Consider the following 22,110-nt stretch of genomic DNA (forward strand, 5'->3'; position numbering starts at 1 on the left):
TTAACTGAAGGTAAATATTACTATTTTCTTTATTAAAAATAATATAGCATATTAACAACTTAACAATAGAATACTAATTACATATTTTATTATACTTTAAAAGCATAAATATTAATTAAAATTATGTTTTTAAAAAAATCATTATCTGCTATATATTGAAAATCACCTAGACAATAGTGTTTCTAGAAAAAAATATTTTTAATCAGTATATAAGGATATAGCTATGATTAATTTAGATAAATTTGAAAAAATTTCACCAAAACATTTTTCTACTAACCTGAAGTATCCAGATGAGATTCAAGCATGGATGAAAAAAGTAAACGGACCACATCATCTATATATACCTGACCCTAAAAAATTAGATTTTTTGCATGAAGGCGTGAGGGTCGGTGAAACCACCTTTGGAAATATTCAATATGCTACGCTAGCTAATATTAAAATTGATAATCTAAAAAATTGCTATATTTTTAATGTACCATTCTCGGGAACTCAAGAAATTAAACTCAATTCATCAACTATCTATTCTACTAATGAAGTCGCAGCTATATTTTCACCCAATCAACCCTTTTCAATGACTTTAGAGCCTCTTTGTCAAAAGAGAATGATTCGACTTTCCAAAGAAAAAGTCGAAAGCCATCTTTCTCAGTTATTGGGCTATAAATTGACTCAACCTTTAATTTTCGATATTCAAGCTCCTATGCAGGGTGCAATTAAAAAATGGTTTAACTTGGCAACGAGTTTTCAGGATTTTTTATTAGATGATTATACTTTTCTTGATTTTCAAAATATCTGGAATAGTTTTGAAAAAAACCTGATTTCTATTTTATTAAATTCCCAACCACATAATTATAGCCTCGAGCTCGAACGTAGACTCAGTGGAAAACCCTCCTATTTAAATTATCTTGAAATTGTTTTCAGAGAAAACTTAGCTCAACCGGTCACACTAAACGAACTTGAAAAAATGCTCGGAGTTTCACGCGAAAAACTCTATCATGATTTTAATCTTTATTATGGTCAGTCCCCAGTTGCATATCTACGTAATCTGCGTTTTGAAGAAAGCTATAAACGTTTAAAAAACATAAAACCTTGGGAAAATGTTTCCAGTATTGCTATGGATTGTGGTTTTCAACAATTAGGACGTTTTTCACAAGAATATAAAAACCGCTTTGGAGAACTTCCATCTGAAACTTTAAAAAAGTATAATGGCTAAAACCCTCTAATTTTTATAATACCTGTCTTATCCTGAAATAGATTGACGGTATTCAATTTCAAACCGAGTTAAGCAATTAGCTCGGTTTTAGTTTGCTCATACGTCTAATTCGGGAGGTTCATACTTAAACATTAAATAATATAGTCTATAATAGTTATAGATAATGATAGATTCCGCAATTAAGTGATCTAAGTCGTTCATTGTTTGACACCATGTAGTTAACCCCCTGCTTTAATATCTCATTAATTCACTCTACGAATGCATTCTGGTATGGGAAACACCGTTTCGCAAGACTCCATCTGTCATGGAAGATCTATCCCATAACGGTGCAATGCCGATTGATATAGCTCAGAACAATACTGAGAGCCTCTGTCTGAATAGTGTATCATTCTAGCCACTCGATCCGTCACATGCTGTATCGCCATCTGTAGTGCTCTGCACAATATTCTCTGCACGTATATCATTTGATAACTTATAACCTTTAATTTGCCAGACATAAGCATCTGTTACCAAGGATAAATATGTACGTCTTCAGCACTCGCAATATAACCTACAATGAAAAAAGAGCACCTAATATAAAAGTGCTCTTTTTTTTAATTCAACATGCTTCAATTCTATGTTTCACTACTTCCTGGCAGATTCTGTTGTAATTTTTTAGCTGTCTTATCAGGATTAAGAAAAATCATAGCCAATAAGCCAACGATCAACAAATAAACACCAATATAGGAGAAACTTAAATTCATTCCCATCACCAGCTTGCTCAGCATAGCAGCATCTGGAAGCATACCCTTCATCGGCTGAATATATCCAGCAGACTCCATAAACATACCCACCATAGTCGGTGAAATCATACCACCTAAAGATGCTAAGGCTGTTACTGTTGCCATTACAGCCGCTCGCTGTTTAGAACAAATACTATAAGCCAAGGTGATAGGAGCGAGAGGGAAAGTCATGGCTAGACCAGCGGCAAGTGTTAGGACGCAGACAGCAACAATACCAGTGGTATGCGGCAGCAGCAAGAAGAAACAGCCTGATAGCAAAATCAAAAGACCAAATATACAACCCAATGACTGGTGCACAGAACATCCCTTCTTCATCAAAATTTTGGATAAATAACCTGCCACCAATAAGGTCAGGGCGCCAAATATCCATGGAAAGGTAGAAATCATGCCGATCATTTGTGGAGAGGTGTCGACTACTGCCGAAAGATAGCGTGGAGACCAGGTCGTTAAAAAACCCATAGCCCAAAAGCACCCTGCACCTGACAGAAATGCCGAGATAAACATAGGTGAGAAAAAAACTTTGAATAATGGTACGATTTTTAACTGGTCTGAAAAGTCAGCAATACTTTTATTATTAATATAACTGGTATTAGGGTGTACCAATGGTTTAGGCTGACTTAGCTGTTGTTTAGCCTTTATATGGCTATATGGTCCCTCTCTAGCTACCAGAAACCACAGCAAACTCCAACCAAGTCCGACAAAACCCAGAAATCCAAACGCCCATCGCCATCCATAATCAGGATGTGCGATAATAGCCGCTAAAATTGGTGCAGCAATAATAGGGCCTAATGTTGATCCAATGGCCACCAAACTACTTGGCAGACCACGCTCTTTTGGCTCATACCAACCATGGATATGTTGTAAGGTAATAGGTGTTGCTGGACCTTCAGCCGCGCCTAAAATAATCCGTGTCACCAATAGCAGGGTAACCCCGCCACCCATTAGCATCGGAAACTGTAATACTGCCCATGCAATTCCCATGGTGAGAATGATCCAGCGGGTTTGTATTTTTGCGGCCAACAGTCCAACAACAATAGAAGAAATAGCGAATAGAAAGAAAAAGGAGCTACCAATAAAGCCGAACTGGCTACCCGACATTCCAAGTTCACGCATTGCAGGTTCAGCGACAAGACCAAGTACAGCCTTGTCGGCAAAATTCACCATTTGAAAAATAATCAGCAAGCCAGTAATCATCCAGGCTCTATTGGTAATTTTTTGAGTCTCTAATGACTCTATGAGTGTATTTGGGAGGACCTTAGTTTGTGTTTTCATGTATTGATCTCCCGAATAAACTCATGAGCTTCGTGCCCTGCCCCATGGGCTTTAATAATGTCGGTAACATTAAATGTATCGTTATCTTCTGCTGCAAAGACTAGACCATCAAAATCATTTTGAGCTGTATTTATCATTTTTTGAATATCGGCCGAGTCTGGAATATTCGGAACAATATGATGCAAAATAAGCGATTTTGCATTTGCTTCTTGGGCTACAAGGCCTACTTTTTCATAGGAGGTATGAGATTCTTCCAGGTGAACAGCAATCCCGTTACGTGTTGGTCCTTCAGGAAACGTCTCTAAAATTGCATCAAGATCAATAACCTCATGCATAAGTACATCCGCATCTTTAGCTAATAAGATACAGTTTTTCGAGTAGGTGGTATCGCCTGAAATAACGACAGAGCCATATTTAGAATCAAATCTAAAGCCAAAAGCAGGAAAGCATAAACGATGATCCACCAAAATAGTGCTCACTTTCACCAGTTCATCTTCATAAATGGTAAACGGCTCCATCTCAGGATGTCGATTGAGCACAGGATCAGCTTGAGCACTTTCAGGAATCTGAATATCAAAGGCTTTAATCCATTCCGTTGGGCTTGAACGTCCCTCATCCGCCATACGAATGGCAATATCAGATGCAAATACATTATGGATTAGAGCATCTACCATAGCTGCTGTACCCACCATAGGATGATCACCTCCACAGCATCCTTCAATTTTTGGATGGGAGTGCGTAGATAGAGCAGGATTACGAGGTGGCTTCCCAGGACCATAAATTTGAATTGGTTGACTAAATGATTCACCCGGAACTTGCCAGCCCGTAAATAAATACGAACCTAAATCATAAATATGATCAGAATGGTGATGGGTAATAAAAATGCCTCTTAATTCTCCCCATGTTGAGTGACTTCTATAATTTCTGATACTTCCCATACCACAGTCAACAATATAGGTGGCGCCATCAACACAGATCGCTGTCGAGATACCTGCTCTAGAGCTTGATACAATCGGACCACCCCCTGTACCTAAAGCAATAATTTTCATTCCCTGTTGATTATTAGTTTTCATTGAATATTCCCTTCCTATAAATTATCTTGGTGACACATCCTAAATATATTCAATCTACTATTTTCGAAATATACAGTTTTTATAAATTCACTATCCTTAATTTATTTTAATCAGTCACTTATTGTTATATTTTTTTATTTCAATATTAACATATAAAAAAGCCTTCAATTCATTGAAGGCTTAAAGAGTAAGGGTTAAAGAATATTAATTAAATATTTTGATCCTTAAAAATCACAATTAGGCAATTGTTCAGGTGCTATGAAGCGAATATTTCTTGCAGCTGAAACCTCAATTACTTTTTCAGGATTTGTTAAATTATGCAGCTCACTAAACAGACTTGCCAAGTCATTACCTGGACTGACCCAGAAAATTCCTTTCGCTGGCGTTTCTGAGCTTACTTTATACCCATGCACCGTACCCCGTGGCCAATATAAATAGTCGCCTGCTTTGGCAACAGTCCATTCTCCATCCAAATAAAGTGAATATTCTCCTTCCAAAATAAAGGCATGCTCATCTTGTACAGGATGCATATGAGGAGGAACGAATGTTCCAGGTGGATCATTCGAAATCCAGGCAAAACTTGACTGTTGATCTCCACCTAAAATAGGCTCATAGACATGACCGAGCACATTCCACTTTATCCGCTCAAAATCCTGCTTTAATCGTGTTTCAGTAAAAAGCAAACTTGCTGGATTAAAGTTACTTAACATATTCATTTCAAACTCCTTTTTTTATTATTAAATCACTGGTTCTATCCTAGAGATATGCATTTTTTCATTAAATTATATTCAAAATAAAATTATTAGTGGATAGATAAATCACAAGAAATACATAGCTAATCTCTGCCTAGCTTATATATTTAAGTTTTATTATTTTCAATTATCTATGAAAAACATTTTAAATATTATCAAACTGAAAAATGGTGAAGACCCAGACCCTCGCTTTACTCTTGCCAATGAACGAACTTTTCTGGCCTGGAACAGAACTGCGCTTGCGGTTCTAGTAGGAGCTGTTGCCTTACATACACTTAATAAAGGATTTTTCCTCGCTCCAATTGCAACTGAAATTTTTGTTGCTCTAATTTTTCTTTCTATTCTTTTGAGTATCAGCGCGATTTTTCGATGGTACCGAGTAGAATATGCCCTTCGGACCAAGCAATCTTTACCTTACCCTGGGATGGCTCCATTATTATCAATTTTCAGTCTAATTCTTATTATTTTTACTTATTTTTACTTAAAATAGTTTATGCAGAATGATCCTATACAGCCTGATAATGGGCTACAACCAGAACGAACATTTCTATCTTTAGAAAGAAGTTTTTTTTCTTATCTACTCGTAAACTTTACCCTTTTTAAAGTGTTTTTAAATAGTACAAAACCGTTATTCATTATTTCAGTTTTTATTATTATACTGGTTAATATTCATTATTTATCAGTTTTAAGTAATTTTAGAGAAGTAATCCAACTTCAGAAAAATAGAGCTTTCAAACACAGAGTTATCTTACTTTCTTCAGCTTTAATCAACATTCTTCTTGCTCTATTTTTCTTGCTCTTTATACTCACAACCACCAGCTAGCCAATGGTGTTTTTTTTTTAATGACTGAGGCGATAAAGCCTCTCAATAGACTTTAAAATCTCCCCATCGCCGAGAAAGTGAAATAGTATGCTGAAGTGATCATCAGTTTTTAAGACTTTAAAGTTTGAACTATTTCCTTTCAACTCCCATTGATCGCTCATATTTTTAGTCTGATAAATAAATGCCGCAGTTTCCTCTCCTCCTACAAAAAATTCAGCTGGGACTAAATTATTTGTGATCCGATAAATTGGAGAGTTTTTGAGTGCATTTTTTTGATCAAGCTTCAGGTTTTTATTTAAACTGGTGTCTAGCAAAGGATTAAGTTCATATATTCCGCTGATAGGAATAATTCCTTTGAGATTAAGTATATTCTTAATTTTTTCACTCGCATGCAAGACTAGCTCAGTAGTCAGGTGGGCTCCTGCAGAGTGTCCACTGAGATAAAGAGGTAGATCATCCTCTTTATCATTGTGTAAGAATGCTTTAACTGTTAACAATCCATAACTTAAAGACGTTCTTATACTCTCAATACTAACTTCAGGACATAAGGGATAATTCATAAGTACAACATGGTACCCTAGTTCTGACAAATGATCAGCAATAAAATAGAACTGGTCTTTGCCTCTAGACTGCCAATAACCTGCATGCAAATAAACTAAAATTGCCTTAGCTTTTCCTGATGAATAACAAATATCGAAGCATTCTCGCTCATGGAATCCATAGGAAATATTTTTCTCCCATTCTTTTTTAATTAACACTAAACAGTTCATCTCTTCTATTTTGGCCATGACCTCATTATAATTATTATTTTTTTGCCCTATCACATAATCATGTTCAAAATTATTTGCATCCATAACTATTACTCTATTTATTCCATAAAATTTTATTAGATCTATATTTATATATCCTTACTATGCAATTTTTTTGTGTTTCTATCCAATATCTCTAAATAGCCATTAGCTTTCTAAAAAGTGGCTATTTTGATTATTTTTGAACCTTAGACTCTCAAATGAAGTGCAACAGAGATTAAATTATTGGAAAGAAGCAAGATGAGCTAGCATTTTGCTTCCGACCGACCAAAGTCAAAGTTGCATTCATGAACTATACTCATCTCACTCTAGAAGAAAGATACCAGATTTATGCCTTGTTACGTGAAAGTTTTTCTAAGCGTCATATCGCCTGCAGACTGAATCGCTCACCTTCAACCATTTCTAGAGAAATTCAACGTAATCGAGCAAGAAACGGTTATTTTGCTAAACATGCTCATCAACTCACCCAAAGACGTCACTGCTACAATCCTAAAAGAATCCCTCATGAAATGTGGGTTCGCGTCATTTCTATCTCAAGCTTCAATGGAGTCCTGAACAGATCGCCTCATGTGTTTCTATCAGTTTGCATTCAATTTATCGTTTCATACGGCAAGATAAAGGCAAAGGTGGAAAACTGTTTCTTAATCTAAGTTTCATAAATCAAAGAAAGAGAAAATACGGTATTCCTGAAACCCGTAGTCAACTGAATAACCGTAAGAGTATTCATGACAGGCCTATTGTGGTTGAGCAACGCACCCGCTTTGGTGATTTAGAAATAGATACGATTGTAGGTAAGCACCACCAGCAATCATTAGTTTCTATCGTTGATCGTAAAACTGGCTATTTATGGCTTAAGAAATGCCAAACACGTAAGGCAGAAGAAATTTGCCAAACAACCATCAGTCTTCTCAAGCCGATCAAAGATCAACTCAAAACGATTACCGCAGATAATGGTAAAGATTTCAGCTTGCATGAGTATGCCGCTCAAGCATTAGAAATAGACTGGTATTTCGCTGATCCTTATAGTGCTTGGCAAAGAGGTACAAATGAAAATACGAATGGTTTAATCAGGCAATATATTAAGAAAGGCAGTGATTTGAATCTGTATACAGATGCTTATATTGCAGAAATCACTCAACGCCTGAATCATCGCCCAAGAAAAATACTCGGCTTTAAAAGTCCGAGTCAGGTATTATGGCAACAACATGGTGTTGCACTTCAAATGCTGATCTAAGAATATAAAAACTTTTTTACGAGAATTAAAAATCACTATATTAAATAATATATTGTTATTATCTCTCATCAAAGCAATAATCAAAATATAGGTGGATTTTTAAAACTAAAATTTATAAAATAAAGTGACCAAATTACATTAAAGCACCCAAATTGATCGAAATTTTACCCCATATAAAAACAAAATAAAGCAACTAAAATCATATATTTAAAGTTAAAGCAGTTTTATGTAATAAATCTCGGTGACCTTGCCAAGGTTGGGGTTTACTGAGAACCCATATTGTGGGCTAAAGCTGGCTTTGACTTTAATCAGAACATTCAGGTCCTTTGACAGCTCCATTCCACTTTCGTTCTGAAACTTGTACAGAAGCTTAGCTGCAGTGGACTTCCAAATGGTTCCTTTACAAGATGCAATGACTTTATCAGTGCCCTCTTCTTTTTCAGCAAGTTCTAGGTAGCAGTGACCACTCTTGGTGTTCAGGCTTCTAATTTCAGCTTTAACCCATACAGGATCACCAAAGGCAATCTTTACGATCTCTTGGACTGTTTCGAGGTATTCACTGTTCGAGGTATTCACTGAGGGAAAGCTGTTGATCAGGCATACTTAGTTTTTATGAATTGTAATTGTCAAAGACTATAGAAAGTTTGGCTTATAGGCAAACACCTATAGGTTATGAAGTAATAATGCCACTTCATGTATCGCAAGTCATGCCGGTTAGGACCAAAAAAGTGGCTAACATTTCAACTAAAGGTCTTCAATGGCTACTCGAATCCTGCCTTGTTGTGCACGAGATTCGACAAGCTGATTCAGCTCTGCATCTTCTCCTTGGTTCATTACTCGATACACAGTAGCTACCCCACAACCAACAGCTTTCGCAATTTCCTGCTTAGTCATGTTATTTGTAGCAAGCAACTCCTTGATTCTTTTGTGCTTGGCTTCATTTGGTTTCTTACCTGATGGTTTGTACCCTGAACGCTCTAAGCCTTGCTTGATCCTTTCTATACGTTTCTCGTTATCCAAACGAGCCATAGTAGCAAGTAGATCAATCAGCATATTGTTGATGAGATCTAGGATCGAACTTGTAATACTGTCATTGGTTTGGATTAGTTGATGAGTAGTCGGAAGGTCAGCAACTACTAAGCGAAGCCCCTTCTCTTGGATTCTACGCTTAAGTTCTTGGAAGTCTGCTTGGCTTAGACGGGACAGACGATCAACGCTTTCTACCAATAACGTGTCGCCTTGGTTTGCTTCTGTGAGCAACCTGTTTAGTTCAGGACGATCCAACTTCGTCCCTGAGAAATTCTCAATATAGGTAACCGATTCACCTAACTCGAGCCTTTGGTTTAAGTCATCTAATTGGTTTAGTGCTCTCTGTGCATCTTGATCTTTGGTTGAAGCTCTTAAGTAGATTCTAGTCGTCATGGTTTATCATTTGAGATTATTTAATATACTACAATGATACAGCTATCATTTAATCAACATAACAACTCTAATGATATTTCGTTGTAACTAACTGTTTCCTTATCATTCGGGTATAGTCTTTTGATAAAAAAAGCATGACTAAAAGCCATGCCTTGGGAATTCGTATAACGTGTATTATGTTAATTTTAGATAAACTATAGAATCCATTAGTTTTTAAACCAATAAATTAAATATTTTATGGAACTCCAGAATATTTATTCAGGCGATACTTAAGCAATAAGGGTAGGGTGATTACATAAAGTATTGCAGCTAATGCCCATACCATTCCAGGAGCTGATGCCTGAGTCATAAAATAGAGGCTAGTAACTAATACAGGACCAATTATAGCCCCCAGACTATTAAAACTGCTTAATAGCCCTTGTAATTCACCTTGTCTTTCATCACTAATACCTCTGGACATCATTGCTTGCAAAGCAGGAACGGCTACTCCACCAAGGGCAAACAATGGTAACAACGCAAAAGGCACCCATTCTTCAACAGCAATAGATAAAAGAAGTAAACCAATTGCATCGCAAGCTATTCCACATAACAACGTATTTTTCTCTCCAAACCTCTTTACCATAGGGGCGATAGCAAAAGCCTGTGCAATAGAATGGCATATTCCATAACTAGCAAGGGAAACACCTGCAATAAATATACTCCAGCCATAACGATCCTGCCCATAGATAACCCATAAAGTTGCGGGGACTTGTGAAACCAATGTGATAATTAAAAAGATACCAAGCAATGGAGCCATATTAGGTTGAGTGATCAAATAGGATAATTTCTTTAATATTGATTGCTCCTGAACCTTCTCAGTCATTTTATTGCTGTGTTTTGATTCTTTTAATAAGACTGCTGTCATTATTAAAAGAATCCCATTCATAAAAGCAGCAGCAAAGAACGGTGCATGTAAGTTCCATTCACCCAAAACTCCACCTATTACCGGACCCGCTATAAACCCAATACCAAAGACAGCTCCAAGGAGACCAAACCTTTTTGCACGCTCATGGGCTGGAGTAATATCTGAAACATAAGCTGTTGCAACAGCCATGTTGGCACCTGTAATTCCCGCAAAAATACGACCAATATATAGCCACAATAGAGAAGGAGCAGCAGCCATTAGGAGATAATCAGCCGTTGCACCAGCAATTGAAATAATTAATACAGGTCGACGTCCAAATCGGTCACTCAACGCTCCAAGGATAGGTGCAAAAATGAACTGCATCAGAGCATACACAGCTAATAAAGCACCATAGTGAACACCGCCTGCTTCAGCTCCAGCCAATGACCGTAATAATTCAGGCAAGATCGGCATAATTAAACCAATCCCAACAGCATCCAGAAATATAGTGATTAAAATCACGCTCAATGATTTCTTCACAAATGCCTTCTCTAGCAATGATAGAATTAATATTCTCTCACACACTCCCTATCAGTGATAGATTTATGAGTAAAAAAGATATTGCACCTCAACGTCTGACACGTGAAATAGTCCTGCGTACCGCATTGGATATGTTGAATGAAGAAGGCATAGATTCAATAACCACACGCAAGCTAGCTCAACGATTGGGTATTAAATCTCCAACTCTATATTGGCATTTCAAGAATAAATCCTTGTTAATGGAAGCAATGGCGGAAACCATTATAAATGAACACCATTTAGTTTCTTTACCCATCGATGGGATGACATGGCAAGATTGGTTGCTCGCTAATTCTGTAAGCTTTCGTCGAGCACTACTAGCTTACCGTGATGGTGCTCGTCTACATGCAAGAACTAGCCCCAGTCAAGGACATTTCAACACGATTGAGGCCCAAGTTGCGCTGTTATCTCATGCTGGGTTTTCTCCTGTTGAAGCAGTTGCATTACTTATGACATTAGGAAGGTTTATTGTTGGGTGGGTCCTTGAGGAGCAGCAAGAAGAAATAAGATCAGACCCACCATTCGAAGCCGATCCAACTATATATCCACTCATGCTCCAAGGAGTGAATACCTTACAAAATATGAATGCGGATGACATTTTTGAAAATGGGATTCGTATGGTGATTATCGGTGCTGAAAGACAACTTGATATTAAAATGCAAACTTAACTCTATACTGCTTTAAGCAACTGTTCTATTTAGTAATAAAGCTTTTATCCTTAATTATTTAACATAATGGTGGTTATACGCAATACACTTGTATATTAATATAAATATCAAACACTTAATAAAACCATAAAAATGTAAAAATGCCCAAAAAGCCGATTTTGAAACAAGTCGGCTTTTTTATGTTCGATTCTGTAATATTTTGCCAATAAAAAATGGAACAACTTTGCAAAATTTACAATTTTGTATTAACATTTTTGTATTAACAAAAAGCGATGCAACTATGGAAATTGAGTTTTCATGGGATGAGCATAAAGCAGAAACAAACCTCAAAAAACATGGTGTAGCTTTTGAAGATGCAATCTTAGTTTTTTATGATGCTGATGCCGTCTTCAAACAGGATCGCTTTGAAAATGGTGAATATCGTTGGCAAGCGATAGGTCTCGTACACGGGCAGACAGTTTTATTGGTGGCTCATACTGTACAAGATCATAATGGGATGGATCATATCCGCATTATTTCGGCACGACAGGCAGAGAAAAAAGAGAGGAAACAGTATGAGCAAAACCGTTACTTACAAAATGGATTTGAATAATCCTCCTGTTTTGTCTGAAGAACAAAAGGCAAGACTGGAAGCATTAGCTAAACGTCCAGACAGTGAAATCGATTTTTCAGATATTCCTGAACTTGATGACAGCTTCTGGAAAAATGCAGTGCAAAATCCATTTTACAAGCCGACTAAACAAGTAACTACGGTTCGCATCGATGCAGATGTCATGCAGTGGCTAAAAGCCCAAGGCAAAGGCTATCAAACACGAATGAATAAAATTTTACGGGATGCCATGCTTAAAGAATTAAAAAATCATCAATAAAAATGGGAGCTTAGGCTCCCATTTTTGACTGCGTATAACCTCCATTATGTTAAATAACATTGATTTTAGTTGATTATTCATCCTTATAGCTTTTGAAAACTTGCAGAACTTTTCTTAATTTGTAATCCTTGCTGCCAAGGGTGCCTAGCTAAGCTAAGGCAGGTATTTGTTGTAGTCGGGCCGCTATAACAGGATGAAGAGTACCTGTATGTTTAATCTAAATATTTTTAATAAGATTTCTACTGAAGTCTTAACCTATAAGAATGCCCTTGAACTGAATTCAGAGAATCAATTAATCATAAAATATAAGACCTCCAGTTCTGATGAATATAGAAAAGCTATTGTCTTGATTCTAAAAGAGCGAGGATATAGTAGGTTGGAAATAGGGCAGTTACTTGAGAGTTAATTCTTAAAATTTTCTAAAATTAACATAATACACGTTATACGAATCTAAAAACGGGAGCCTTTAGCTCCCATTTTTACTATATTTTTTAAAGTCTTAGGCATGTTGTACTGTGAGTTTTAGGCCTAAAGCATTCACAACACGATTAATCGTATCAAAACGTGGTGCTGAATCCTGACGTAGGGCTTTGTAGAGTGCCTCACGTCCAATCCCTGCTTCTTTAGCGATTTGAGTCATGCCACGAGCTTTAGCAATAACGCCAAGTGCATGGGCTAATTCAGCTGGATCATTCTCTTCAAGAACCATATTGAGATACATCACAATGTCTTCTTCAGTTTTGAGCGACTCAGCCATATCAAAACTTGGTAAATCAGCGACTTTAACCATTTTAATCCTCCAATGTTTTCGATAATTTGACTGCACGATCGATATCTTGTTGTTGAGTCGATTTATCTCCTCCACCAAGCATTACAATCACTACGTCACCATGTTGGATGTAATACATTCTCCATCCAGCACCGAAGAACTCTCTCATTTCCCAAACGCCATCTTGAAGAGGCTTAATGTCTCCCCAATTTCCACGTTGAACCTTATCCAATCTACGATTCAGGCGAATACGGGTCATATTGTCTTTAATGCCATCCAACCATTCATCAAACTCTGGCAGACGTTTAATTTCAATCATGAGGATTCCTTGTTTTCTCACCATATTGTATTCGATCGAATACAATATGCAAGTAATCTATATGGACATCCATTAATTTCTTATAATCGCCATTATGTTAAGTGATTAAAAAAGCCTTGAAATAGTTGTAAAATAGTTGTATATTAATTTCACACCTATGGAGGTTTTTATATGTCAAGAATGTCAAAAACAAGCGCCAGCTATATTCGTATTGCGGATAAGATTATTTTTACCTATGCGGAACTAGTACCTGGCAATCATCATGAGTTCAACAAAAAAAATAAAGGCGTACCAGTTGCCGCTGTGCATTATGAAAAATTAGACGAGTATATAATTTTACGTGATGGTCAGGAACAACCGCTGTGCATTGATGACCCGAAAAAATTTATCAGATCAATTCGCCGATTAAATAAAGATTGTGAAATCATAAATAAGCTATGACCATATTTAATGGAATACCTAGAATGACACTTTTAACGATAGTTTAAGCGTTTACACAGTTTTATTTACAGTCTCTGGCTTGGATCCGTATGCCTATTTAAGTGATGTGCTGAAAAGGCTGCCGACACATAAAGTGACCCAGATTGAAGAGTTACTGCCACACTGCTGGAAACCTAAATCGAATTAAAAAATAGGTATGGGATTCAGCGGACGCTTACAAATCTTTTAAGATCAATAGCATAATACTTTATGAAAAGCCCACTTCTACTCGAATTGTCTTTTTTATGACAACTTATGTGTCCTTCAGGCACTGTTGCAAATAATATTAGAAATGAATTGGGTTAGAAATTAAAAAATAATTTTCAGCAAGACTTTTATTTATCATAGTCTTGCTGAATTATTAAGATTAATTTATATATTTATAGTAAGAAACACATAACAAATAATAACCTCAAAGAGGTATTTGGTTATCGAGTATTTCTTTCAGAATATATAAGACTACTATCCTATATAATTCAATATTTGAGTTTAAAGAAGCTTAAAAATATTTTGTAAAGTTTGGATAAACCAAGTTCGAGCTTCTAAATCATCTCGATGGTTATACCAATTAACACTGACGTTAAAGGGTTTTACGGCAAAGGGTAATTCAAAAACATTTACCTCACTGTTTCGTTCATACACTTTTGCAGCACGTGAGGGTAAAGTAACCAACAATTCAGAACTGCTCACTACATCTTGTAAGACACTAAAATGTGGTAGCTCTAGCATAATTTCTCTTTTTAAACCTAACTCTTTCAGTCTTTGATCAATTTCAATATGCCCTGTAGAAGATTTAATAGCAGCATGTTTCTCCCGTAAATATTGTTTTAAACTGGGCTGCTGTTGTATACGGGGATGTTGTTTATGCGCTATACACATATACCGCTCTTCAAATACATTACGTGATTCAATTCTAGGCATAACGGTATAGCTACTATTAAACACGGCAACATCTAAAGAACCATCAACAAGCCATTCTTCAACTTTACTTGATCTGATTTCTTCGATTTCAATCTTAATAAAAGGTGCTTCTTTTGAAAGATACTGAATTAAAGATGGTAGCAAACATATTTCTCCCAAATCCGATAAACCCAGTCGAAATATTCGAGTGGAAGTTTTAGGATTGAAATTTTGAGAGGCAGTAATTGCTACTTCAATTTCTTCTATTGATTTGCTAAAGCTAGGATATAAGCTTTGTGCTAGTTTAGTTGGCTTAACTCCAAACTTATCACGTTCAAATAAAGGATCATTTAGAAATTTACGTAAACGATTTAGATTATAGGTCACAGAGGGCTGACTTAAATTCAATCGCTCAGCAGCATGACTGATATTTTTAGTCTCATAAACAATAATAAAAACTTTAATAAGGCTTAGATCAATCAATTTGAATATCTCGATGATATTAGGGAGGATTCCCCTCCCTGATTCACTTTTAGACTTGTACTACAGTGCGTTTCAATCTTGTTTTCTTTAAGCGGAAGTGGATCATCGATACACTGATAACAGCAATGATACAAGGAATTGCAAGAGCAATAAAATTATATTTGATCGGTAAACTTAAACTCAGTAACCAGCCACATAAAATTGGCCCTAGGATAGCTCCTAAACGTCCAATTCCTAAGGCCATGCCTAAACCCGTTGCACGTATATTAGATGAATAAAATTGAGACATATAAGCCAGTAATAAAATTTGTCCACCAATTGAAGCCGCTCCCGCAATTGCAATACAAATATAAAGAACAAAAGTCGGTAGACTGTAACTGAGGAGAAATAAGGCAATAGCGCCACTCATAAAGAGTGTACATAACACTTTGGCTAGATTAAAACGGTCAGCGAAATAACCACCACCAATTGCACCTAACATCCCCCCAATATTTAGAGCAAAAAGGAAAAACAAGCTCGTCGATAAATCATAACCTGCTTCAACCATCAGTTTTGGCAACCAGTTTCCTAAGGCGTATACCAAAACTAAGGCCATAAATACACTTCCCCAGAATAAAAGAGTGATTGGACCACGATTTTCTGTAAATAGATCTTTTACTGGGGTTTTAGAGGAAGTTTGATTAGCTTGATGCAGGCTAATGCTCGTTTGGGTAGTATAAGTAATATTACTGTCAATTTGCTTGAGAATATGAATTGCTTGTTCAGTTTTTTTGCGGCGTACCAAATAATCAATCGATTCAGGGAGTAGTAACCAAATCATAGGTAATAATAGAAGTGGTAATCCTCCTAAAATAAACATGATTTTCCAACCATATTGTGGAACCAGCCACATACCTAACAAGGCAGAACACATGCCTCCTACTGCATAGCCACTAAACATTAAAGAGACTAACGTAGCACGTAATTTTTTAGGGGCATATTCAGTCATAAGTGCAATAACATTGGGCATTACTCCACCTAAACCAAGGCCAGCAATAAAGCGGAAAATTCCAAAACTTTGCGGATTCGAAGCATAGCCACATAAAAGTGTGAAACTACTAAATAAACAAACACATAAGATAATTAATTTTTTTCGGCTAAATCCGTAAGCTTCTAATTTATCGCTCAGACTACCAAAAATTATCGCACCAAACATCATTCCAAATAAGGCGATACTACCCAGGAATCCTGCAGTAATGGAATCAATTTGCCATTCCACCATGAGCTTTGGCAGCGCCACACCATAAATAACCAAATCATATCCATCGAAGATAATGATGAGTGCGCTCAGTAAAATCACTCGCCAATGAATTGCTTTTAATGGAGCATGATCCATGACTTCATTTGCATTAATACTTTGCATTACAGACCTCCCTGGTCATATAGATTGCAATATTTTATTTGACAGACTTTAATAATTCACTACGTAATAACTGAAGTGAGAACGAGTAGATATCTATGCTCACTGTATTTATTTTCTGTACTTTCGCAGATCCATAATTTCCTTATCGGTATATTGTTACGATTAACAAATCTTTTATGCTAATTCGGATTAATTCTAAGTTTGTCTTTACATGAAGTTTGTAAAACGTCTATAGGATGGAGAGGATCAACCTATCCATCCTAAAAAATTATGCGCTAGCCCGTCGACGTTCAACATCAGAAGATGGAGTACATTCATGTTCTTTCACCAACTCAACATTAAATTGAATATGTTTAAATGGTTTATCTACATTCCGGCGTTCTATTTCAGCTTTATTAGTTACATCCACCGCGGTTGCCACTAGACCTTCACGTGTTGCAAACGCGAAGTCATCCCATAAGTACTTATCACCCTCAATATTGAACTGAGTCGTGAGCTTTCGGTAACCTGGTGCTGAAACAAAGTAATGAACATGAGAAGGACGATTACCGTGACGGCCTAATTTGTTGAGTAAAGCCTGTGTAGTACCCTCGGGAGGACAGCCATAACCGACCGGCATAGTCGTTTGAGCAGTATAATGACCATCTTGATCGGTAAAAATAGTACGACGAAGATTAAAATCAGATTGTGATTTATCGAAAAAGGAGTAGTTACCCAAGCTATTGGCATGCCAGACTTCCACTTTGGCACCTTCAATAATATTACCATCTGTATCGGTTACAGTACCTTCAATAAAAAGTAAGTCGACCTTATCAGATTCTGAACCATCATCCATGCGAGCGAAGCCGACAGATTCTGGTGCACCAGCGACATACAGTGGTCCTTCAATGGTACGTGGTGTTCCTTTCGTAATACCTGCTTTAATATCAGCTTCATCCGCACGTAAGTCTAGAAAATGTTCAAGACCAAGACCTGCAGCCAATAATCCTAATTCATTAGCTTGTCCAGCATCGGTAAGATATTCAAGACCTTTCCATACTTCACTCTGGGTCAGGTCAAGATCTTCAATCGCCTGGAATAGATCAGATACTAAACGTACCACAACTTGTTGAACGCGATCATCCACTGGACCTATTGCAGTGTCCACATTCATTTTTTTAACTAAAGTGTCAATTTCCTGACGGTTCATACTATTGCTCCTTAAGTATGTTTATTTGTTGGTGAATCATGCTTCTCTCATCATGTGAGAAACTTAGCGTCCTTTGCTTTTTCGATTTGACTTCTAATTTCAACCTACCAGTTTTAAATGCTGCTGAATGTCCAGCTGTAATGCTGTGTTAGCATCTTCAATATCCTTTTCAAGCGAGTGTTGCCATAACCAATCAAATCGATGTGCTAAATGTGCGCCTACTTCTTCAAAGCTTGGATAATCGGGTGAATAAAGTTCATAAATTTCCCCCGACTCATGGGAGGTATGTTGAACTTTAACTGCGCGATCTAAACGGATATCTTCATAAATTTTTGATACCAATTTAATATTTTCTGCTGTGAGCTGTGGATTGGCCAATAAGTTAGCCAAGATCAGTGCGTCTTCCAAGCCCTGCCCTGCGCCGGCACCCTGATGCGGTAACATGGCATGTGCTGCATCACCAATCACAATGACATTTTGGGTTTTATTTTTATAGGTGGTTAAAGGTGGTGTTTCATGTAATGCCCAAATCGTCGGCTGTTCAATCAGATTCAATAATGCCTGACAACTCTCACTCCAATCCGCAAAGTCATCTAACATTTCTTGTTTAGAAACGGATTTAGTCCAAGGCGTATTTTCAGGTAATGTCGTTTGGGTACGGTCTGATTTAAAGGCAACAATATTAATTTCTTCGCCCTGACGAATTGGGAAGGTTAAAATATGTTTATCTTTACCTAACAACATTTGAGGCACTTCAGCTAGTTCTGGATCATTACCAAGCTCTTTAATGGCTTGTTTAAAGTCCTCAAATTTAATGATTCCACGATAAGCCCAAGTTCCAGAAAATTCCGGACTTACACGTTTCAGCTGGTGAGAATCAAGTACATGGTTACGAACTACAGAATGGATACCATCACATCCAATCAGATAATCACATTCAACACGCTGACCATCTATAAATTGAATCGAAACCTGATGATCTGTAGCCTTAATTTCTTGTACTCGTTTGTTAAAATGCACATTTTTATGCGGAACCAAAGGAATCAGCGTATCCAAAAAATCTGCGCGATGTACAGAAGATTGCCCCACATTCGGAGCTATAGAAGCTGATAAGTATTCATCGGTATAACCATTACGCCATTGAAACCAGATATCGGTAAAAGGGGCTTTTACTTTGTCTGCGATACTTTCATATTCGTTCGCCAAGCCTAATAAGTGAATTGCTTTTACAGCATTTGCACCAAAAGAAATTCCTGCACCAATTTCAGAAAATTGCGGGGCTGCTTCATAAAGATGCACATCTAAATTTTGATTTTTCACCAATTGTGTAGTAAGTGCTAATCCTGCAATCCCACCACCAATCACCGCAACTTTAATCTTTTTGTCCATTTTTAGCATTCCTTACTAAACTGCTTAGATTTCCATCATTAGCGATTTTTCAGAATTTATCCAATTTATATTTTTTAACTTGAACTATCTAAATTTTTGATACTTATTATTTATAAGGACATGATCTAATTAAAAGATATTAAATATCTGATTCATAAGGATGGTGATTTAACTGAATCAGAATTTTGGATTAATCAATTTCACAAAACACTATTTCTTAATATTAAAAATTTATTTTTAATAAAATCAATGAAATACTTGTATTTTAGCTGTGTAGAATTATTTTCTCGATAAACCATATATAAGTTTCTATGCAGTGGATTAAACTCTGTCAAACATTCAACTATTTTTCCTGATGATAAATCAGCTTGAATGTCCCAATTCAATTTATAAGCAATGCCCTGGCCTGCTAATACCCATTGATGAACTATTTCACTACTACTACTAGACAATTGAGGTGAGACTTTTACTATTGTATTTTTACCATTCTCCATAAACGGCCACTCACTAAATGTATGCCGATTTCTGATCAAACAGAGACAGTGATGATCCGCCAAACTATACGGATTATCGGGTATTCCAAACTTTTTAAAATATTCAGGAGATGCGCAATAAATTTTTTTACCTTGTATAAGCGGGACAGAACAGTAATCAATCTCTAGAGGGACTTCAATCTGAAAGGAGAAATCGAGTTCCTGTTCCATTAAATCTACTTTTGAATCAGACAATAATAATTCAATGTTTAAATGAGGATATTGTTTTGCAAACTCTGCAATCCAACCAGCTAAATGCTGTTTCCCGAATTGATTGAGTGAACCAATTCGTAATCGTCCAGTCAAAAAGTCCTGTTCACCTTGTAAGTTATTTTCCATTTTTTCAAGTAAGGACAAAATATGCTGGGTATTTTCTAAAAAATATTCCCCTTTTTCAGTTAACTTGAAACGTCGAGAATTTCGATCAATTAACTTAACGCCGAATCTCTGTTCGATTTGAGATAGACGACGGCTCATTGATGGCAATGAGCTTTCCAACAAGACTGCAGCACGTGTAAGTGAACCTGCCTCTACAATTTTTAAAAAAAATTCTAGATCATTCACTTTATCTCTAATTTTCATTCTTTCATTTTATGAAACTTAAACTCTCATTTTAGCCTATTTTTTCTTCTTAAATATAGTTCATATTATCTAAATTCAAAATAAAGGATGCATTATTTTGAATTTTCAAATACTGAGAATCTATTCTTACACTACAGAATGAATCTGGGTGCTTTCAAGGAGAAATACATGTCACTAGTTCACATTTCAGGATTTATAAATGGCGATTTTTTACCCATTGCCACCCAGACTCAGCCTGTATATGATCCAGGGAATTTTACCCATCAAATTGGTTCTATTAGTAATACCAGTTTAAATGATGTCGAAAATGCTATTAATATTGCACATCAAGCTTTTCTTAGCTGGAAAGACAGTAGTATTGCTGAACGTCAAAACTGTTTAAAACAGGCTGCCGATCTCATTTTTCAAAAAAAAGATGAACTAAAAGAACTGCTTATTTCTGAACATGGTGGCATGCTTTGGGAAGCAGAAACTGATTTTTATTTGGGTTCAGGCGTAATGAGTATGTATGCTCAGGCTCCAGATGATCTTTTGATACCTAAAGAAATTTCAGAAGAAACAGGCTGGATACGAATTCATAAAAGACCTAAGGGTGTCATCTCTGCAATTGTGCCTTGGAATATGCCTATTGTATTAACAATGATGAAGTTAGGTCCTTTATTACTTGCAGGTAATACTGTGGTATTGAAGCCTTCTCCATTCTCAGCATTGGCTTTAACTCAATTGCTTGCCAAAATAGCAGCCGTATTTCCAAAAGGCGTGATTAACGTCGTACATGGCGATGCAGATGTAGGAAATATTTTAACGAGTCACCCTCTAGTTCGTAAAGTTGCATTTACTGGTGGCACAGCCACCGGTGCAGCCGTAATGGCAAGTGCAGCGCAAACAATTAAAGATGTCACTTTAGAATTAGGTGGAAATGATGCGGCAATTATTTTAGAAGATATCGATTTCCAATCTATCCTACCAAAATTATTAAAGGGTGTATTTACACGTAGTGGGCAAATTTGTTTTGCAGTTAAACGTATATATGTGCCGAAAGATAAGCTTGATCAATATTTCGATCTTTTCTGTGAAGAAGTGGATAAATATAAAGTTGGCCATGGCTTAAATTCAGCTGCCAATTTTGGCCCACTCAACAATAAAAAGCAGTGGGCTATCGTACAGAAATTTATTGAAAATGCTAAAGCCTCGGATCAATGTGAAGTACGTGAGTTAGGTCAAAAACTGAATCCAGAACAATGGGACAATGGATACTACGTTCTACCGCACGTCGTGAAAACCCTAGATAACTCATTAGAGATTGTTCAGCAGGAACAATTCGGACCCATTATTCCACTGATCGGTTATGAAACTGTAGAACAAGCGATTGAATATGCAAATGATAATGAGCAAGGTCTATGTTCATCTGTTTGGTCTGACAATATTGAGCTTGCCTATGATATTGCACAAAAGATAGAGGCGGGTAGTACATTTATTAATAGTCATAGTTTTGACTCTTTACAACTCGGCATGCCATTTGGTGGAATCAAGCAAAGTGGTATTGGTCGTGAATTAGACATCAATGAAACATTGAAATCATATCTAGAACCCCACTCTATTCGACTTATTAAATGAAGATCTAGACCATATTAATTTATAGGTTATCTAGCGAAAAGCTAGATAACACTTACATTTAAGGAAAAATG

22 protein-coding genes and 5 pseudogenes are annotated in these 22,110 nt (G+C 36.6%); 12 read left to right on the top strand and 15 right to left on the bottom strand.

The window, feature by feature from the left end:
* Nucleotides 1–223 precede the first annotated feature (223 nt).
* Complete coding sequence (locus C3Y93_RS08700) at nucleotides 224–1,210, top strand: AraC family transcriptional regulator (RefSeq protein WP_104852697.1); 987 nt, start codon at nucleotides 224–226, stop codon at nucleotides 1,208–1,210.
* A 68-nt stretch (nucleotides 1,211–1,278) separates the two neighbouring features.
* On the opposite strand, the pseudogene C3Y93_RS14555 reads toward C3Y93_RS08700, so the two are convergent.
* The 4 genes and pseudogenes from C3Y93_RS14555 to C3Y93_RS08715 form a co-directional block, all read right to left on the bottom strand.
* Nucleotides 1,279–1,596: pseudogene (locus C3Y93_RS14555) on the bottom strand (IS3 family transposase); the annotation flags it as partial.
* 228 nt (nucleotides 1,597–1,824) lie between these two features.
* Nucleotides 1,825–3,264 carry an MFS transporter gene (locus tag C3Y93_RS08705; RefSeq protein WP_104852698.1) on the bottom strand — a complete coding sequence of 480 codons (1,440 nt, stop codon included), beginning with the start codon at nucleotides 3,262–3,264 and terminating at the stop codon, nucleotides 1,825–1,827.
* Nucleotides 3,261–4,337 carry an MBL fold metallo-hydrolase gene (locus C3Y93_RS08710; protein ID WP_104852699.1) on the bottom strand — a complete coding sequence of 359 codons (1,077 nt, stop codon included), beginning with the start codon at nucleotides 4,335–4,337 and terminating at the stop codon, nucleotides 3,261–3,263. Before C3Y93_RS08710 ends, C3Y93_RS08705 begins: the two co-directional genes overlap by 4 nt.
* A 224-nt stretch (nucleotides 4,338–4,561) precedes the next feature.
* Nucleotides 4,562–5,053 (bottom strand): cupin domain-containing protein, encoded by a 492-nt coding sequence (locus C3Y93_RS08715; protein ID WP_104852700.1) that lies wholly within the window; start codon nucleotides 5,051–5,053, stop codon nucleotides 4,562–4,564.
* 169 nt (nucleotides 5,054–5,222) lie between these two features.
* On the opposite strand from C3Y93_RS08715, the gene C3Y93_RS08720 reads away from it, so the two are divergent.
* Together C3Y93_RS08720 and C3Y93_RS14560 are read left to right on the top strand one after the other, a co-directional pair.
* Complete coding sequence (locus C3Y93_RS08720) at nucleotides 5,223–5,579, top strand: YidH family protein (protein ID WP_104852701.1); 357 nt, start codon at nucleotides 5,223–5,225, stop codon at nucleotides 5,577–5,579.
* Nucleotides 5,580–5,582: 3 nt separating this feature from the next.
* The gene (locus C3Y93_RS14560; protein WP_104852702.1) at nucleotides 5,583–5,912 is read left to right on the top strand and encodes a DUF202 domain-containing protein; all 330 of its coding nucleotides are present in this window, start codon (nucleotides 5,583–5,585) and stop codon (nucleotides 5,910–5,912) included.
* 17 nt (nucleotides 5,913–5,929) lie between these two features.
* Here the strand turns inward: C3Y93_RS14560 and C3Y93_RS08730 are convergent, their stop codons facing one another.
* A complete protein-coding gene (locus tag C3Y93_RS08730; protein WP_104852703.1) occupies nucleotides 5,930–6,766 on the bottom strand; it encodes an alpha/beta hydrolase in 837 nt (278 codons plus the stop codon).
* A 242-nt stretch (nucleotides 6,767–7,008) separates the two neighbouring features.
* Between C3Y93_RS08730 and C3Y93_RS14580 the strand changes: the two are divergent.
* Together C3Y93_RS14580 and C3Y93_RS08740 are read left to right on the top strand one after the other, a co-directional pair.
* Nucleotides 7,009–7,131: pseudogene (locus tag C3Y93_RS14580) on the top strand (helix-turn-helix domain-containing protein); the annotation flags it as partial.
* A gap of 101 nt (nucleotides 7,132–7,232) precedes the next feature.
* Nucleotides 7,233–7,955 (top strand): IS30 family transposase, encoded by a 723-nt coding sequence (locus tag C3Y93_RS08740; RefSeq protein WP_104852704.1) that lies wholly within the window; start codon nucleotides 7,233–7,235, stop codon nucleotides 7,953–7,955.
* A 261-nt stretch (nucleotides 7,956–8,216) separates the two neighbouring features.
* Here the strand turns inward: C3Y93_RS08740 and C3Y93_RS08745 are convergent.
* The 3 genes and pseudogenes from C3Y93_RS08745 to tet(39) form a co-directional block, all read right to left on the bottom strand.
* Nucleotides 8,217–8,531, bottom strand: a pseudogene (locus C3Y93_RS08745) (exodeoxyribonuclease VII large subunit); the annotation flags it as partial.
* 258 nt (nucleotides 8,532–8,789) lie between these two features.
* Nucleotides 8,790–9,377 (bottom strand): annotated as a pseudogene (locus C3Y93_RS08750) (recombinase family protein); the annotation flags it as partial.
* Between the two features lie 235 nt (nucleotides 9,378–9,612).
* Entirely contained in the window at nucleotides 9,613–10,800 is a 1,188-nt protein-coding gene (gene tet(39), locus C3Y93_RS08755) for a tetracycline efflux MFS transporter Tet(39) (RefSeq protein WP_087551687.1), read from the bottom strand.
* A gap of 65 nt (nucleotides 10,801–10,865) precedes the next feature.
* On the opposite strand from tet(39), the gene C3Y93_RS08760 reads away from it, so the two are divergent.
* From C3Y93_RS08760 to C3Y93_RS14455, 4 genes are all read left to right on the top strand, one after another.
* Complete coding sequence (locus C3Y93_RS08760) at nucleotides 10,866–11,507, top strand: TetR/AcrR family transcriptional regulator C-terminal domain-containing protein (RefSeq protein ID WP_004787586.1); 642 nt, start codon at nucleotides 10,866–10,868, stop codon at nucleotides 11,505–11,507.
* A 280-nt stretch (nucleotides 11,508–11,787) separates the two neighbouring features.
* Nucleotides 11,788–12,099, top strand: a complete 312-nt coding sequence (locus tag C3Y93_RS08765) for a BrnT family toxin (protein ID WP_104853265.1) — start codon at nucleotides 11,788–11,790, stop codon at nucleotides 12,097–12,099.
* On the top strand, nucleotides 12,062–12,376 hold the full coding sequence (locus C3Y93_RS08770) for a BrnA antitoxin family protein (protein WP_038350244.1): 315 nt from the start codon (nucleotides 12,062–12,064) through the stop codon (nucleotides 12,374–12,376). The genes C3Y93_RS08765 and C3Y93_RS08770 overlap by 38 nt, the downstream gene beginning before the upstream one ends.
* Before the next feature lie 208 nt (nucleotides 12,377–12,584).
* Nucleotides 12,585–12,782, top strand: coding sequence for a hypothetical protein (locus C3Y93_RS14455; RefSeq protein ID WP_004897314.1), 198 nt, complete (start codon nucleotides 12,585–12,587; stop codon nucleotides 12,780–12,782).
* A 93-nt stretch (nucleotides 12,783–12,875) separates the two neighbouring features.
* Here C3Y93_RS14455 and C3Y93_RS08780 read toward each other — a convergent pair whose 3' ends face one another.
* Together C3Y93_RS08780 and C3Y93_RS08785 are read right to left on the bottom strand one after the other, a co-directional pair.
* On the bottom strand, nucleotides 12,876–13,166 hold the full coding sequence (locus C3Y93_RS08780; protein ID WP_004969304.1) for an addiction module antidote protein: 291 nt from the start codon (nucleotides 13,164–13,166) through the stop codon (nucleotides 12,876–12,878).
* A gap of 1 nt (nucleotide 13,167) precedes the next feature.
* Nucleotides 13,168–13,464 (bottom strand): type II toxin-antitoxin system RelE/ParE family toxin, encoded by a 297-nt coding sequence (locus tag C3Y93_RS08785; RefSeq protein WP_005175534.1) that lies wholly within the window; start codon nucleotides 13,462–13,464, stop codon nucleotides 13,168–13,170.
* 171 nt (nucleotides 13,465–13,635) lie between these two features.
* Between C3Y93_RS08785 and C3Y93_RS08790 the strand changes: the two genes are divergently transcribed.
* Both C3Y93_RS08790 and C3Y93_RS14585 read left to right on the top strand, forming a co-directional pair.
* Nucleotides 13,636–13,905 carry a hypothetical protein gene (locus tag C3Y93_RS08790; RefSeq protein ID WP_039048204.1) on the top strand — a complete coding sequence of 90 codons (270 nt, stop codon included), beginning with the start codon at nucleotides 13,636–13,638 and terminating at the stop codon, nucleotides 13,903–13,905.
* Nucleotides 13,906–13,975: 70 nt separating this feature from the next.
* Nucleotides 13,976–14,092 (top strand): annotated as a pseudogene (locus C3Y93_RS14585) (transposase domain-containing protein); the annotation flags it as partial.
* A gap of 341 nt (nucleotides 14,093–14,433) precedes the next feature.
* On the opposite strand, the gene C3Y93_RS08800 reads toward C3Y93_RS14585, so the two are convergent.
* The 5 genes from C3Y93_RS08800 to C3Y93_RS08820 form a co-directional block, all read right to left on the bottom strand.
* A complete protein-coding gene (locus tag C3Y93_RS08800; RefSeq protein WP_026438256.1) occupies nucleotides 14,434–15,324 on the bottom strand; it encodes a LysR family transcriptional regulator in 891 nt (296 codons plus the stop codon).
* A 52-nt stretch (nucleotides 15,325–15,376) separates the two neighbouring features.
* Nucleotides 15,377–16,729, bottom strand: coding sequence for an MFS transporter (locus tag C3Y93_RS08805; RefSeq protein ID WP_019838314.1), 1,353 nt, complete (start codon nucleotides 16,727–16,729; stop codon nucleotides 15,377–15,379).
* A gap of 268 nt (nucleotides 16,730–16,997) precedes the next feature.
* Nucleotides 16,998–17,918, bottom strand: coding sequence for a catechol 1,2-dioxygenase (gene catA, locus C3Y93_RS08810; RefSeq protein ID WP_033917443.1), 921 nt, complete (start codon nucleotides 17,916–17,918; stop codon nucleotides 16,998–17,000).
* A 99-nt stretch (nucleotides 17,919–18,017) separates the two neighbouring features.
* Entirely contained in the window at nucleotides 18,018–19,307 is a 1,290-nt protein-coding gene (gene salA, locus C3Y93_RS08815) for a salicylate 1-monooxygenase (RefSeq protein ID WP_019838315.1), read from the bottom strand.
* Between the two features lie 200 nt (nucleotides 19,308–19,507).
* Nucleotides 19,508–20,404, bottom strand: coding sequence for a LysR family transcriptional regulator (locus C3Y93_RS08820; protein ID WP_158660397.1), 897 nt, complete (start codon nucleotides 20,402–20,404; stop codon nucleotides 19,508–19,510).
* A gap of 105 nt (nucleotides 20,405–20,509) precedes the next feature.
* Here C3Y93_RS08820 and C3Y93_RS08825 point away from each other — a divergent pair, with 105 nt between their 5' ends.
* Complete coding sequence (locus tag C3Y93_RS08825) at nucleotides 20,510–22,039, top strand: aldehyde dehydrogenase family protein (protein WP_104852707.1); 1,530 nt, start codon at nucleotides 20,510–20,512, stop codon at nucleotides 22,037–22,039.
* The last annotated feature ends 71 nt before the right edge of the window (nucleotides 22,040–22,110 follow it).

Source organism: Acinetobacter sp. SWBY1 (assembly GCF_002946595.1).
In the GTDB taxonomy this organism is placed as follows: Bacteria; Pseudomonadota; Gammaproteobacteria; order Pseudomonadales; family Moraxellaceae; genus Acinetobacter; species Acinetobacter towneri.

Coding starts and splice junctions, on each gene's coding strand:
- C3Y93_RS08700 (WP_104852697.1), top strand. CDS start 224: ATGATTAATTTAGATAAATTTGAAAAAATTTCACCAAAACATTTTTCT.
- C3Y93_RS08705 (WP_104852698.1), bottom strand. CDS start 3,264: ATGAAAACACAAACTAAGGTCCTCCCAAATACACTCATAGAGTCATTA.
- C3Y93_RS08710 (WP_104852699.1), bottom strand. CDS start 4,337: ATGAAAACTAATAATCAACAGGGAATGAAAATTATTGCTTTAGGTACA.
- C3Y93_RS08715 (WP_104852700.1), bottom strand. CDS start 5,053: ATGAATATGTTAAGTAACTTTAATCCAGCAAGTTTGCTTTTTACTGAA.
- C3Y93_RS08720 (WP_104852701.1), top strand. CDS start 5,223: ATGAAAAACATTTTAAATATTATCAAACTGAAAAATGGTGAAGACCCA.
- C3Y93_RS14560 (WP_104852702.1), top strand. CDS start 5,583: ATGCAGAATGATCCTATACAGCCTGATAATGGGCTACAACCAGAACGA.
- C3Y93_RS08730 (WP_104852703.1), bottom strand. CDS start 6,766: ATGGATGCAAATAATTTTGAACATGATTATGTGATAGGGCAAAAAAAT.
- C3Y93_RS08760 (WP_004787586.1), top strand. CDS start 10,866: ATGAGTAAAAAAGATATTGCACCTCAACGTCTGACACGTGAAATAGTC.
- C3Y93_RS08765 (WP_104853265.1), top strand. CDS start 11,788: ATGGAAATTGAGTTTTCATGGGATGAGCATAAAGCAGAAACAAACCTC.
- C3Y93_RS08770 (WP_038350244.1), top strand. CDS start 12,062: ATGAGCAAAACCGTTACTTACAAAATGGATTTGAATAATCCTCCTGTT.
- C3Y93_RS14455 (WP_004897314.1), top strand. CDS start 12,585: ATGTTTAATCTAAATATTTTTAATAAGATTTCTACTGAAGTCTTAACC.
- C3Y93_RS08780 (WP_004969304.1), bottom strand. CDS start 13,166: ATGGTTAAAGTCGCTGATTTACCAAGTTTTGATATGGCTGAGTCGCTC.
- C3Y93_RS08785 (WP_005175534.1), bottom strand. CDS start 13,464: ATGATTGAAATTAAACGTCTGCCAGAGTTTGATGAATGGTTGGATGGC.
- C3Y93_RS08790 (WP_039048204.1), top strand. CDS start 13,636: ATGTCAAGAATGTCAAAAACAAGCGCCAGCTATATTCGTATTGCGGAT.
- C3Y93_RS08805 (WP_019838314.1), bottom strand. CDS start 16,729: ATGCAAAGTATTAATGCAAATGAAGTCATGGATCATGCTCCATTAAAA.
- catA (WP_033917443.1), bottom strand. CDS start 17,918: ATGAACCGTCAGGAAATTGACACTTTAGTTAAAAAAATGAATGTGGAC.
- salA (WP_019838315.1), bottom strand. CDS start 19,307: ATGGACAAAAAGATTAAAGTTGCGGTGATTGGTGGTGGGATTGCAGGA.
- C3Y93_RS08825 (WP_104852707.1), top strand. CDS start 20,510: ATGCATTATTTTGAATTTTCAAATACTGAGAATCTATTCTTACACTAC.